This is a genomic window from Streptomyces sp. NPDC101776, from assembly GCF_044766845.1.
Taxonomy (GTDB): Bacteria; Actinomycetota; Actinomycetes; order Streptomycetales; family Streptomycetaceae; genus Streptomyces.
On the sequence record NZ_JBIWMV010000015.1, the window covers coordinates 104,712 to 117,272 of the forward strand.

At 68.3% G+C, this 12,561-nt stretch carries 11 protein-coding genes; 4 read left to right on the forward strand and 7 right to left on the reverse strand.

Annotated features, from left to right (window positions below):
* Positions 1-49: 49 nt before the first annotated feature.
* Entirely contained in the window at positions 50-928 is an 879-nt protein-coding gene (locus ACIRRY_RS35485; protein ID WP_403981097.1) for a helix-turn-helix domain-containing protein, read from the reverse strand.
* A gap of 593 nt (positions 929-1,521) precedes the next feature.
* Here ACIRRY_RS35485 and ACIRRY_RS35490 point away from each other — a divergent pair.
* From ACIRRY_RS35490 to ACIRRY_RS35500, 3 genes are read left to right on the forward strand one after another with little or no spacing between them, the layout of a single operon-like run.
* On the forward strand, positions 1,522-2,295 hold the full coding sequence (locus ACIRRY_RS35490; protein WP_403981099.1) for an ABC transporter ATP-binding protein: 774 nt from the start codon (positions 1,522-1,524) through the stop codon (positions 2,293-2,295).
* Positions 2,292-3,053 (forward strand): ABC transporter permease, encoded by a 762-nt coding sequence (locus tag ACIRRY_RS35495; protein ID WP_403981101.1) that lies wholly within the window; start codon positions 2,292-2,294, stop codon positions 3,051-3,053. Before ACIRRY_RS35490 ends, ACIRRY_RS35495 begins: the two co-directional genes overlap by 4 nt.
* 14 nt (positions 3,054-3,067) lie before the next feature.
* Complete coding sequence (locus ACIRRY_RS35500) at positions 3,068-3,838, forward strand: MerR family transcriptional regulator (RefSeq protein WP_403981104.1); 771 nt, start codon at positions 3,068-3,070, stop codon at positions 3,836-3,838.
* Positions 3,839-3,872: 34 nt separating this feature from the next.
* On the opposite strand, the gene ACIRRY_RS35505 is transcribed toward ACIRRY_RS35500, so the two are convergent.
* On the reverse strand, positions 3,873-4,067 hold the full coding sequence (locus ACIRRY_RS35505; RefSeq protein ID WP_019058412.1) for a hypothetical protein: 195 nt from the start codon (positions 4,065-4,067) through the stop codon (positions 3,873-3,875).
* Positions 4,068-4,269: 202 nt separating this feature from the next.
* On the opposite strand from ACIRRY_RS35505, the gene ACIRRY_RS35510 reads away from it, so the two are divergent.
* On the forward strand, positions 4,270-6,390 hold the full coding sequence (locus ACIRRY_RS35510) for a prolyl oligopeptidase family serine peptidase (protein WP_403981106.1): 2,121 nt from the start codon (positions 4,270-4,272) through the stop codon (positions 6,388-6,390).
* A gap of 151 nt (positions 6,391-6,541) precedes the next feature.
* On the opposite strand, the gene ACIRRY_RS35515 is transcribed toward ACIRRY_RS35510, so the two are convergent.
* Genes ACIRRY_RS35515 through ACIRRY_RS35535 form a run of 5 tightly spaced genes read right to left on the reverse strand, consistent with a single transcriptional unit; the run spans position 6,542 to position 12,203 of the window.
* Complete coding sequence (locus ACIRRY_RS35515) at positions 6,542-7,615, reverse strand: ABC transporter ATP-binding protein (RefSeq protein ID WP_403981109.1); 1,074 nt, start codon at positions 7,613-7,615, stop codon at positions 6,542-6,544.
* Entirely contained in the window at positions 7,608-8,582 is a 975-nt protein-coding gene (locus ACIRRY_RS35520) for an ABC transporter ATP-binding protein (protein ID WP_329256820.1), read from the reverse strand. The genes ACIRRY_RS35515 and ACIRRY_RS35520 overlap by 8 nt, the downstream gene beginning before the upstream one ends.
* An 8-nt stretch (positions 8,583-8,590) precedes the next feature.
* Positions 8,591-9,598, reverse strand: a complete 1,008-nt coding sequence (locus ACIRRY_RS35525; RefSeq protein ID WP_403981111.1) for an ABC transporter permease — start codon at positions 9,596-9,598, stop codon at positions 8,591-8,593.
* Positions 9,591-10,514, reverse strand: coding sequence for an ABC transporter permease (locus ACIRRY_RS35530; RefSeq protein ID WP_403981113.1), 924 nt, complete (start codon positions 10,512-10,514; stop codon positions 9,591-9,593). Before ACIRRY_RS35530 ends, ACIRRY_RS35525 begins: the two co-directional genes overlap by 8 nt.
* A 51-nt stretch (positions 10,515-10,565) precedes the next feature.
* Entirely contained in the window at positions 10,566-12,203 is a 1,638-nt protein-coding gene (locus tag ACIRRY_RS35535; RefSeq protein ID WP_403981115.1) for an ABC transporter substrate-binding protein, read from the reverse strand.
* Positions 12,204-12,561: the final 358 nt, after the last annotated feature.

A 12,561-nucleotide genomic window follows, 5' to 3' on the forward strand; every position in this document is an offset into this window, starting at 1 on the left:
CTCGCTCCTCGTGGTCTGTGTCCAGGGGCAAGGGATCGTCCCCTTCATGCTAGGCGGCCTCCGGAAGATCGGTTCGGCAGTCGTGGCAGAGCCCTGGGGCAGGTGCGCGGAAGGCGCGCTCGCAGCCGTCGCAGTTCTGGAGGGGCTGCCGTACGGCCGGTGGTGGTGCCGGGGCCCGGAACGGCGGCGGTGGCGGCAACTGCGCGGCCAGGCGATGCGCCAGGAGCGCTGCGGGCCGTCGCACGCCCTCCGGGGGCAGATCGGCCGTCAGCGCGTGGCGTACGGCGGTGGGGCCGATGTCCCGCTCCAGCCAGGCCGCGACTCCTGGCGCCAGGTGGGCCGTGTCGCAGGCCGACAGGAGGAGGTCGGGGTGGTGACGGCGGAGGCCCGCGAGGAGGTCGGTGGCCGCCTGGAGAAGGGCGGGTGCCGGGTACGCGGGACTCGGTACGGCGGGGAGGGGCTTGCGGGGTGTGCGCTGCTTCGGCTTCTTCGGCGTCGCCGGGGCGTGTGCGGGGGCTGTCTCGCCGCGGTGGCCGGGCTGGTTGCAGGAGGTTGTGCGGGTGACGATGCGGCCGTCGGGGATGCGGTGGCGTTCGCGGCGGAGGTAGCCGTGGGTCTCCAACTCCCGTAGCGCGGCGGCGATTCGGGTCGTGCCCTCGGGGAAGCGGGCCGCGAGCGTCTTGATGTCGACGCGGGCGCCTGCCGGGAGGGACTGGATGTGGACGCCGAGTCCGATCGCCAGGGCCGACAACTCCGGGTGCTGGGCGAGGTGGTTGCCGATCACCGTGAAGCGGGCGGTGTGGCGGGCGTTGTCGTGGGTGAGTCCGACGCCGGGGTGTCCCGAACGGGGGTGCCGCTGCTTCGGGTGTTTGTCGGCGGTGTGCCAGGACTGGGCGCGCGAGGGCGCGCTAATGTCGTGCGTATCCATCGGGGAAGTTCGCTTCTTCCTTGGTGGTCAGGCCCTCGCCTTGGGATTGCCGTCCCGGCGAGGGCCGTCGTATGTCTGCAGTTGTTCTGCAAAGCCTGAGTTGGTGCTGCGTTGAGCGTAGATCACGCAACCGGTCCGGAATCCAGCCCAGTTGATGATGTTCACCCGAATGGGTGAGGGCCGGGTCCTGCTGCGGGGCGGGTGGGGTGGGGTGGGGCTTGGTGAGGGTTCTTTCGCCGTCGTGGTTCTTGGGAAAAGCCGCCCCTTGCACCGGAGTTCGGGTTTCTGGAACTCGGTGCGCGTGAAGAGTGACTTGTCCGTGTCCGAGCTGTCGATACCGGTCGTACGACGGAGCCTTCGGTGGTCGTCCGACTTCAGCCCTGAAGGAACTCCGCAATTCTCGAACTGCGGTACAGCACCGTCCGGGCCCCCGGTTCACCGTCACCCCGGCCGCGTGGGCGCCTCGAAGGCTGGGCCTTCCCCGTTGCCGTCCTCGCCGGCTTGACCTTGACGCTGCGTCAACCCTTCATCCTTCCGGCAGGAGCTTCCCCGCAGCCGCGTGTGGAACCGCTCCGCGAAGGAGGCGGATGACCATGACGGCCCAGACGATCGCCGGTCCGGCGATGCGCGTGCGGGGTCTGGAGAAGTCGTACGGAACGCTCGACGTGCTGCGCGGTGTGGACTTCGACGTGGCGCCGGGCAGCATCTTCGCCCTGCTCGGGTCCAACGGGGCGGGCAAGACCACGACCGTGCGGATCCTCGCCACACTCCTGAAGGCCGACGCGGGGACGGCGAGCGTCAATGGCTTCGACGTCGCCGCGCGACCGGCCGACGTGCGGCAATCCATCAGTCTCACCGGGCAGTTCGCGGCCGTCGACGAGATCCTCAGCGGTCGGGAGAACCTCGTCCTCGTCGCCAGGCTGCGTCACCTCAAGGACCCGGGCGCGATCGCGGACGATCTGCTGCGGCGGTTCTCGCTGACCGAGGCGGGTGCGCGGCGGGCGTCGACGTACTCGGGTGGGATGCGCCGTCGGCTGGACATCGCGATGAGCCTCATCGGGAACTCGCCGGTGGTCTTCCTGGACGAGCCGACGGCCGGACTCGACCCCGAGGCGCGCATCGAGGTGTGGCAAGCGGTCAAGGAACTCGCCGGCCACGGAACGACGGTGCTGCTCACCACGCAGTACCTGGAGGAGGCAGAGCAACTGGCCGACCGGATCGCCATCCTCCACCAGGGCCGGATCATCGTGAACGGCACCCTCGCCGAGCTCAAGCAGCTCTTCCCGCCGGCCAAGGTCGAGTACGTCGAGAAGCAGCCGACCCTGGAGGAGATCTTCCTCGCGGTCACGACTGGGGGCCGACGATGACCGCGTACTTCTTCAGCGACACCGCCGCGCTCACGGGGCGGACCCTGCGTCATGTCACACGCAGCATGGACACCATCATCACGACCGCCGTCACGCCGGTCGCCATGATGCTGATGTTCGTCTACGTGTTCGGCGGCGCCATCGACACCGGGTCGGTCTCGTACGTGAACTACCTGCTGCCCGGCATCCTGCTCATGACCATCGCCTCGGGCATCTCCTACACCGCGTACCGGCTGTTCACCGATGTGAAGAGCGGGATCTTCGAGCGATTCCAGTCCATGCCGATCGCGCGGTCGGGTGTGCTGTGGGCCCATGTCGTCACGTCACTGGTCGCCAACCTGATCGCGCTCGTGCTCGTCGTGGGCGTCGCCGTGCTCATGGGCTTCCGCTCGGGGGCGGGAGTGTCGGCATGGCTCGCGGTCACCGGCATCCTGCTCCTGTTCACCCTGGCACTGACCTGGCTCGCCGTGATCCCCGGGCTCACCGCGTCGTCGGTCGAGGGGGCGGGCGCGTTCGCCTACCCGCTGATCTTCCTGCCGTTCGTCAGCTCGGCGTTCGTGCCCACGAAGACGATGCCCGGCCCGGTGCGCTGGTTCGCCGAGCATCAGCCGGTGACGTCGATCGTCAACACGATCCGTGCCCTGTTCGCAGGGCGGCCGGTCGGCGACGACATCTGGCTCGCGCTCGGGTGGTGCCTGGGCATCCTCGTCGTGGCGTACGTCTTCGCGATGAACGCCTATCGCCGGAAGATCGCCTGAGGCAGGCTGAAACCATGCTCACCATCAGCCAGTTGGCGGCGTATGCCGGGGTGACGGTACGGGCGGTGCGCCACTACCACCGGATCGGGCTGCTCCCCGAGCCCGAGCGCGACCGCTCCGGGTACCGGACCTACGATGCCGCCGCGGTCGTACGACTGATCCGGATCCACACCCTGGCCGGCGCCGGCGTGCCGCTGGCCAGGGTGCAGGAACTCCTCGACGCCGGACCGGAGTTGTTCGCCGGCGGCGTCCAGGAGATCGACAGGGATCTGCGCGCCGAGATCCGGCGGCTCCAGGACACCCGCAGCCGGCTCGCCCGGCTCGCCGCCGGTGAGCACCTGGCGCTCCCACGGAGCGTCGTGGACTACCTCGACCGGCTGCGCGGACTCGGCGTCGGGGCACGGTACATGGAGCTGGAGCGGGATGCCTGGATCATGATCGCCGCACAGGTGCCGCAGCAGATCGACGCCGTGATCGCCCAGAAGCACGAGGAGCTGGACGACCCCGACATGGTGCGGCTCTACACCTTCTTCACCGGGGAACTCGACTGGCCGGCCGACGATCCGCGGATCGTCGAGATCGCCGACATCCTGGAACGCCTGATGATGCGCGCCGTGGAGGCCGGTGAGATGGGTGACGACGGCCTCGACGATCAGTTCGTCGCCCTCATGGACTCGACCATGCTCAAGTCCGCACCGGGCGCCGAACGGGTGCTGGCGATCCTCAAGGAGCGTGGCTGGCGGGGCTGGACCCGCGTCGAGCGCGTGCCGACGGGCCAGGAGTAGCGTCCAGCCCCCCGTCTCCGAGGGGCCGGCACCGTCAGAACTTGATGCTGCCGATCATGCTCGCGATGTTGGTCGTGAGATCGCTGATCGTGGGCGCGATGGTCGAGGAGGCCAGATAGAAGCCCAGGAGGACACAGACGACCGCGTGTCCGCCCTTCAGCCCTGATTTCTTGACCAGAAGGAAGACGACGATCGCCAGCAGCACCACCGCCGAAATCGAGAGTGCCACGGCGGCTCACCTCCAATGATCCCAGGGACTAGGGGGGTCGGACTATGGGGGCAATGGATCCATGGGGTGGATCCCTACGGCAAATCCATACAGCAGCCAGCAGGTTCATACCCACCTAGCGCTAGTGATCATAACTATCCGCGCTCGCGCATCGCTCGGCGCACAGCCGCACAAGGGGGCGCATGGCCAATATGGTCGGGGTATGACGACCGAGGCTGACTCCTTCCCCCGACGGCACGCCCGTACCCAGCGGTTCACGCTCGGCGCGCCGCGCGCGTTCACCGTCTCACCCGACGGTTCGCGGGTCGTGTTCCTGCGTTCCGCCTCCGGCACGGACCGGGCGAACGCGCTGTGGGTCCTCGATCCGGCGGACGGTACCGAGCGCGTGGTGGCCGACCCGCAGGCCCTGTTGGGCGGTGCCGCGGAGCATCTCTCGGCGGAGGAGCGGGCGCGTCGCGAGCGCACCCGTGAGGGCGGTGCGGGGATCGTCGGCTACGCCACCGACAGCGAGGCCGAGTTGGCGTCTTTCACCTTGTCAGGGCGGCTTTTCACGGCCGAGCTGAGGGCGGGTACGACACGCCGACTCCGCGTCCCCGGACCGGTGATCGACCCCCGGCCCGCCCCCGACGGACGGCACATCGCCTACGTCACCGGCGGCGCCCTGCGCGTCGTGGAAGCCGAGGGTGACGGTGACCGCGCGCTGGCCGAGCCGGAGTCGGAGCAAGTCACCTATGGATTGGCCGAGTTCATCGCGGCGGAGGAGATGAGCCGGACGCGTGGCTTCTGGTGGTCGCCGGAGTCGGACCGGCTGCTGGTCGCCCGCGCGGACGACACACCGGTACAGCGCTGGTGGATCGCCGACCCGGCCCATCCGGAGCGTGAGCCGCAGCGGGTCGCGTACCCGGCGGCGGGCACCGCGAACGCGGACGTACGGCTGTATGTGCTCGGGTTGGACGGGACGCGTACGGAGGTCGTCTGGGACCGGGCGCGGTACCCGTATCTGGCGCGAGTGCACTGGTCAGCGGCGGGTGCGCCGCTGCTGCTCGTGCAGGCCCGGGACCAGCGCAGCCAGCTGTTCCTGGCCGTCGAGCCGGACACCGGGGCGACCCGGATGGTGCATGCCGACGAAGATCCAGTTTGGCTGGATCTTTTCCCTGGCGTGCCCTGCTGGAGCCCTTCGGGACGGCTTGTGCGGATCGCCGACGAGGGCGGCGCGCGGGTGCTCGCGGTGGGTGAACGCCTGCTCACAGGGCCGCAGTTGCACGTCCGCGCGGTGCTGGACGTCTCCGACGACCATGTGCTGGTCTCGGCCTCGGCGGGCGAGTCCGCGCCCGCCCCGGAGACCGGCGAGGTGCACGTATATCGCGTCAACGAGCTCGGGCTGGAGCGTCTCTCGCACGAGCCCGGCGTGCACTCGGCGGTGCGCGCCGGGGGCGTGACCGTGCTGCTGTCGGCGGTGCCGGACCGGCCGGGCACGCAGGTCCAGGTGCTGCGCGAGGGCAGGAAGACGGTGACCATCGCGTCGTACGCCGAAGATCCAGGTATGTCCCCGCGCATCACGTTCACCGAGGGGGGCGCACGGCGCGTCCCGTGCGCCCTGCTTATGCCACAGGACTACGACGGCAGTGACCCGCTTCCGGTTTTGCTCGACCCCTACGGTGGTCCGCACGGCCCGCGCGTGGTCGCCGCGCACAACGCGCACCTCACCTCGCAGTGGTTCGCGGACCAGGGTTTCGCGGTGCTCGTCGCCGACGGGCGGGGCACCCCGGGCCGCTCACCGGCGTGGGAGAAGGCCGTCCACCGCGACTTCACGCTTTCCCTGGACGACCAGATCGACGCCCTCCAGGACCTGGCGAAGAGCCACCCGCTCGACCTCTCCCGGGTCGCCATCAGGGGCTGGTCGTACGGGGGTTGGCTCGCGGGGCTCGCCGTGCTGCGCCGCCCCGACGTCTTCCACGCGGGCATCGCGGGCGCCCCGGTCACCGACTGGCGGCTCTACGACACCCACTACACGGAGCGGTACCTCGGCGACCCGGCCAAGGACCCGGAGTCGTACGCGAAGAGCAGTCTGGTGACGGACGGCGGGCTGTCGGCGCCCGCCGACCCGCAGCGCCCGCTGATGGTCGTGCACGGTCTCGCCGACGACAACGTGGTGGTCGCGCACACCCTGCGGCTGTCCTCCGCGTTGCTGGCCGCCGGCCGCCCGCACGAGGTGCTGCCGCTGTCCGGGGTGACCCACATGACCCCGCAGGAACAGGTCGCGGAGAACCTGCTGCTGCTCCAAGTGGACTTCCTGAAGCGGTCGTTGGGCCTCACCCGCTGACAACGGGCAACGGACCGGGGCGACATGGCGCGCCCCGGTCCGTTTACGGCACCCGCACGGCCGTACGTCGTTCAGGTTGACGCGTCCGTATATCGAGACCGGGTCGGCCGAGTTGCCTGCGTGTTAACGCGTTTGATACCTGTTCGTCCCGCTATTCCGCCCCGTTCCCAAGATCGTCCGGGGTTGCTTCCGGGATCACTTCCGGTGGTACGACCGTCTTTTCCTCGGCGAAGTGACAGGCCGAGTCGTGCGCGGCGGGCCCGCTCGCGAGCCGGAACTCGGCCGGTACCGCGAGCAGCGGCACCTCCATCGAGCAGCGCTCCTGCGCCTTCCAGCAGCGGGTGCGGAAGCGGCAGCCGGACGGCACGTTCGTCGGGGACGGCACATCGCCGGACAGGATGATCCGCTCCCGGTGCTCGCGCGCGTCCGGGTCGGGCACGGGGACGGCGGAGAGCAGCGCCTGGGTGTACGGGTGCGTCGGGTGGTCATAGATCTCCTCGTCCTTGCCGATCTCCACGATCCGGCCGAGGTACATGACGCCGACCCGGTCCGAGATGTGGCGGACGATCGACAGGTCGTGCGCGATGAAGATGTAGGAGAGGTCGAACTCGTCCTGGAGGCGGTCGAGGAGGTTGATGACCTGGGCCTGGACGGAGACGTCGAGTGCGGAGACGGGTTCGTCGGCGACGATGACCTCGGGGCGCAGGGCCAACCCCCGTGCGATGCCGATGCGTTGGCGCTGGCCGCCGGAGAACTGGTGCGGATACCGGTTGATGTACTCGGGGTTGAGCCCCACCACGTCCAGCAGATTCTGAACCCGCTTGCGCCGGTCGCCCTTCGGCGCCACCTCGGGGTGGATCTCGTACGGCTCCCCGATGATGTCGCCCACGGTCATCCGGGGGTTGAGGGAGGTGTACGGGTCCTGGAACACCATCTGGATGTTGCGGCGGGCGGCCTTCAGGGCGCGGCCGGACATCTTGCTGATGTCCTCGCCCTTGAACTTGATCGACCCTTCGGTCGGCCGCTCAAGGTTGACCAGCATCTTGGCGACGGTCGACTTGCCGCACCCCGACTCCCCGACGATGCCGAGGGTCTCTCCTCTGTTGAGCGTGAAGTCCACACCGTCGACGGCCTTGACGGCGCCGACCTGCTTCTTGAAGAGGATGCCCTGGGTCAAGGGGTAGTGCTTGACGAGCCCGGTCACCTCCAGGATCGACTCAGCCATTGAGGCACTCCCTCCAGAAGTGACAGGCGCTGCCCCGGTGTTGATCAACCTCGTACAGCTCGGGTTCGTCGGTCCGGCACACGTCCTGGGCCATCGGACAGCGGGGGTTGAAGGCGCAGCCGGGCGGGATGTGCATGAGGTTGGGCGGCAGGCCCTTGATGGCGTAGAGCTCCTGCCCCTTCTGGTCCAGGCGCGGGATGGAGTCGAGGAGGCCGCGGGTGTACGGGTGGGCGGGCGCCTTGTAGATGTCGTGGACCGGGGCCGACTCGACGATCCGGCCCGCGTACATGACGGCGATCTTGTCGGCCACGTCCGCCACGACTCCGAGGTCGTGGGTGATGAGGATGAGCCCCATGTTGAGCTCGCGCTGCAACTCGGCGAGCAGGTCCATGACCTGGGCCTGGACGGTGACGTCGAGGGCGGTGGTCGGTTCGTCGGCGATGATGAGCGCCGGCTCCAGGGCGAGCGCCATGGCGATCATGATGCGCTGGCGCATTCCGCCGGAGAACTGGTGCGGGTAGTCGCGGACGCGTTCCTTGGCGGCCGGGATCCGCACCCGCTCCATCAGCTCGATCGCCTTGGCCCGCGCGTCCTTCCTCGACATCCCCTTGTGCACGATGAACATCTCGCCGAGCTGGTCGCCCACGGAGAGCACGGGGTTGAGCGAGGACAGCGCGTCCTGGAAGATCATCGCCATCTCGGCGCCGCGGACCTTGCGCCGCTCCTCTTCCTTGAACTTCAGCAGGTCCTTGCCCCGGAAGAGGATCTCCCCGCCGGTGATCTTCCCCGGCGGCACATCGAGAATCCCCATCACCGCCTGCGCGGTCACGGACTTCCCCGACCCGGACTCCCCCAGCACGGCGAGGGTCTCGCCCTCGTCCACGCTGTAGTTGACCCCGTTGACTGCCTTGGCGACCCCGTCCCTGGTCCTGAACTCCACCTGCAGATCCCGCACTTCGAGCAGCATGACGCCGGTCACCTCAGCTTCGGATCGAGGGCGTCGCGTACCGCGTCGCCGAGCATGATGAACGCCAGGACGGTGATCGCCAGGGCTCCGGCGGGCCAGAGGAGCATGTGGGGGGCGTTGCGGATGTACTGGGACGCCGCCGAGATGTCGATGCCCCAGCTGACCGTGGGGGGCTTCAGGCCTACGCCCAGGTAGGACAGGGTCGCCTCCAGGGAGATGTAGGTGCCGAGGGCGATCGTGGCGACGACGATCACCGGGGCGACCGCGTTCGGGGTGATGTGGCGCAGCAGGAGGCGGGAGTTGGAGGCACCGAGGGCTCGCGCGGCCTGGACGTAGTCGTTCTGTTTGGCGGTGATGACCGAGCCGCGGGCGATGCGGGAGATCTGCGGCCAGCCGAGCAGGACCATGAAGCCGATGACCGGCCAGACCGTGTTGCTGGTGACCACGGACAGCAGGACCAGGCCGCCGAGGACCACCGGGATCGCGAAGAAGATGTCCGTGAGGCGGGACAGGATCGAGTCCCAGATCCCGCCGAAGAAGCCCGCGAGTCCGCCGAGGACGGACCCGAAGATCGCCACCCCCAGCGTGGCCAGGACGCCCACCGTCACCGACGTACGGGTGCCGTACACCGTGCGCGTGTAGACGTCGCAGCCCTGGCCGTCGTAGCCGAAGGGATGGCCCGGCTGGGAGCCCTCCTGGGCCTTGGCGAGGTCGCACTTGAGGGGGTTGCCCGAGGCGATCAGGGACGGCCAGAGGGAGATGACGACCAGGAAGAGGATGACCAGCGCGGAGATGATGAAGACGGGGTTGCGGCGCAGGTCGCGCCAGGCGTCGGACCAGAGGGAGCGGGGGCGCTCCTGCGGGCCCGTGCCTTCCGGTCCCCCGGGTGCCCGTCCGCCGGAGGCGGCTGATGACTGCTGCTCCAGGGTCTCCGCCTCGCTCGTGGCGAGGTCCATGGCGCCGCCCATGCCGGTCCCGGCAATGGCGCGTTCCGGTTCGAACGGCTGCTCAGGCATAGCGGATCCTCGGGTCGAGTACGGCGTACAGGAGGTCGACGAGGAGGTTGGCGACCAGGAAGACGAGGACCAGGACCGTCACGAAGCCGACCACCGTCTGGGTGTTCTGGCGGACGATGCCCTGGTAGAGCTGGTAGCCGACCCCGTGGATGTTGAAGATCCGCTCGGTGACGATCGCGCCGCCCATCAGCGCGCCGATGTCCGTGCCGATGAACGTCACCACGGGGATGAGGGAGTTGCGGAGCAGGTGACGGATGATCACCCGGTGCCTCGGCAGGCCCTTCGCGACCGCCGTGCGGACGTAGTCGGAGCGCCTGTTCTCCGCGATGGACGTCCGGGTCAGCCGGGTCACGTACGCGAGGGAGACCGAGGCGAGGACCAGCCCGGGGACGATCAGTTCGCTGAAGGTCGCCTCCGGGGAGACGGACGGTTTGATCCAGCCCCACTCGACGCCCAGCAGGAGTTGCAGCAGCAGGCCGGTGACGAAGGTGGGCACGGAGATCACCACGAGGGTGAGCAGCAGCACCGTGGTGTCGATGGGCCGGCCGCGTTTGAGGCCGGTGAGCACCCCGAGCGTGATGCCGATGACGACCTCGAAGATGATCGCGACGACGGTGAGCCGGATGGTGACGGGGAACGCGGTCGACATCAGCTCGGTGACCTTCTGGCCGTTGAACGCCGTCCCGAAGTCACCGGTGAAGACGTTCCCCATGTAGGTCAGGTACTGCTGCCACACGGGCTTGTCGAGGCCGAACTCCCGCTTGAGCTGGGCGGCCGTCGCCGGGTCGCACTGCCGCTCGCCGCACAGGCCCGCGATGGGGTCGCCCATCACGTTCACCATCAGGAAGATCAACAGTGTGGCGCCGATGAAGACCGGGATCATCTGCAGCAGACGCCGGATTACGTACCGTCCCATGAGGGCTCCGGGGATAGTGGGGCGGCCATTTCGAAGGCCGCCCCAGTCGGCTCAGCTGACCTTGATCTCGTTGTAGACGGGGACGCTGAACGGGTTGAGCGCCACGTTGGAGAGCCGCTCCGAATAGCCCGCGCTGCCGTTCTGGTACCAGAGCGGGATGGCGGCCATGTTGTCCCGGACGACTTCCTCGGCCTGCTGGAAGAGCTTGATCGCCTTGCTCGTGTCCGTCTCCGCGTTGGCCTGGTCGACGAGCTTGTCGAAGTCCTTGTTGGACCACTGGCCGTCGTTGGAGGAGGCGTTGGTGTAGTAGAGCGGCTGGAGGAAGTTCTGGATGAGCGGGTAGTCCATCTGCCAGCCGGCCCGGAACGGGCCCGTCATCTTGTGCTGGCCGATCTGGTTGCGGAAGTCCGCGAAGGTGCCGACCGGGTTCCCGACGCACGCCTTGTCGTTGCCGAGCGCGTTGTTGATGGAGTTGCACACGGCGTCCACCCACTCCTTGTGCGAGCCCGTGTCCGCGTTGTACGTGATCTTGACCTGCCCGCCGGGGATGCCGCCGCCCTCCTGGACGAGCTTCTTCGCCTCGGTCGGGTCGTACTTGCAGGCGTCCCCGCACAACCCGTCCTGGAAGCCGCCCTCGGTGCCGAGCACCGGCGAGGTCCAGTCGCTGGCCGGGGTGCGGGTCTTCTGGAAGATCGTGTTGGTGATCTGGTCCCGGTTGATCGCCATGGACAGACCCGTGCGGACCTTCTCCGAACCGCTCTTGTTCCAGTTCTTGTCGTAGTACGGGAACGCGAGCGTCTGGATGATCCCGGCGGGCGTGTTGATGTACCGGTCGCCGAGGTCGCTCTTGACGTTCTTCAGCTGCGAGGCCGGGATGTCGTCGACGAGGTCGAGGTTGCCGGCCATCAGGTCGGTGTAGGCGGTGTTGTTGTCGGTGTAGACCTTGAGGGTCACGCCACCGTTCTCGGCCTTGTCCGTCCCGGTGTAGCCGTCCCACTTCACGAGCTTCATCTGCGAGCCCTTGGTGTACGACGAGATCGTGTACGGCCCGTTGCCGACCGGCTTCTTCAGCCAGGCCGCGTGGTCCGAGAAGAACGTCGACGGCAGCGGCGAGTAGGCCGCGTAGCCGAGGGTGTCCGGGAAGGTGGAGAACTTCTGGGTGAGCTTGATGGTGAAGGTGTCGGTGCCGGTCACCTTGAGCCCGGTGAGCGTGTTCGCGGACTGGGAACCGCTGTCGGGGTGGACCTTGTCGTAGCCCTCGATGTATCCGAAGAAGTAGGCGTTCTTCTGGTTGTTCTTGAGGCTGGCGCCGTAGTTCCACGCGTCGACGAACGACTTCGCGGTGACGGCCTCGCCGTTGCTGAACTTCCAGCCGCTCTTGACGGTGACCGTGAAGTTCTGCGAGTCCGTGGTGTCGATCTTGTCGGCGAGCATGTCCTCGGCCTTGCCGCTCTTCGGGTCGTACCGCTTCAGTCCGCGGAAGACCATGTCGAGGACCTTGCCGCCCTGCACCTCGTTGGTGTTGGCCGGCTCCAGCGGGTTCTGCGGGTCACCCCAGGAGGCGCTGAGCACCGAGCCGCCGTCACCGCCGCCGCCGCTGTCGCTGCTTCCGCCGCCCCCACAGGCGGTCGCCGCGAGGGCTACCGCCGCTGCGCAAGCGGCCCATTTGGCGTGCGTGGCTCCACGCATCGAGTGCCTCCTCAGAAAGCCGACCCGGACCGGTCCGGATCGATCCACTACCGATCCGCTATCGATCCACTAACGGCCAATATCCGCACAAAATGGGCACCCCGCATACGCAGTCACCCGAATGCAGCACAGGGCGCGCGCGAGAGGAGTGACGGCACCGGCCGAGGTGGTCCCGTCACACCGTCAGGGCCCCACCAGGGACGCTTCAGTGGATTGGACCAATAAACCTCCCAGCGACCCGTCAACTCCCTGTTTCCGCAGGCCACATGGGCTTTCAGGCACCGTTGACGGCCGCCGACCGCCGCTGATAGACACACTCTTCAACCCAGCCCGGCGTCACCAGCGCGAGGTCAGGACC

Bases quoted from the DNA above. Each gene is read 5' to 3' on its own strand.
- ACIRRY_RS35535 (WP_403981115.1), bottom strand. From the start codon at position 12,203: ATGCGTGGAGCCACGCACGCCAAATGGGCCGCTTGCGCAGCGGCGGTA.
- ACIRRY_RS35500 (WP_403981104.1), top strand. From the start codon at position 3,068: ATGCTCACCATCAGCCAGTTGGCGGCGTATGCCGGGGTGACGGTACGG.
- ACIRRY_RS35525 (WP_403981111.1), bottom strand. From the start codon at position 9,598: ATGCCTGAGCAGCCGTTCGAACCGGAACGCGCCATTGCCGGGACCGGC.
- ACIRRY_RS35495 (WP_403981101.1), top strand. From the start codon at position 2,292: ATGACCGCGTACTTCTTCAGCGACACCGCCGCGCTCACGGGGCGGACC.
- ACIRRY_RS35485 (WP_403981097.1), bottom strand. From the start codon at position 928: ATGGATACGCACGACATTAGCGCGCCCTCGCGCGCCCAGTCCTGGCAC.
- ACIRRY_RS35515 (WP_403981109.1), bottom strand. From the start codon at position 7,615: ATGGCTGAGTCGATCCTGGAGGTGACCGGGCTCGTCAAGCACTACCCC.
- ACIRRY_RS35510 (WP_403981106.1), top strand. From the start codon at position 4,270: ATGACGACCGAGGCTGACTCCTTCCCCCGACGGCACGCCCGTACCCAG.
- ACIRRY_RS35530 (WP_403981113.1), bottom strand. From the start codon at position 10,514: ATGGGACGGTACGTAATCCGGCGTCTGCTGCAGATGATCCCGGTCTTC.
- ACIRRY_RS35520 (WP_329256820.1), bottom strand. From the start codon at position 8,582: ATGCTGCTCGAAGTGCGGGATCTGCAGGTGGAGTTCAGGACCAGGGAC.
- ACIRRY_RS35490 (WP_403981099.1), top strand. From the start codon at position 1,522: ATGACGGCCCAGACGATCGCCGGTCCGGCGATGCGCGTGCGGGGTCTG.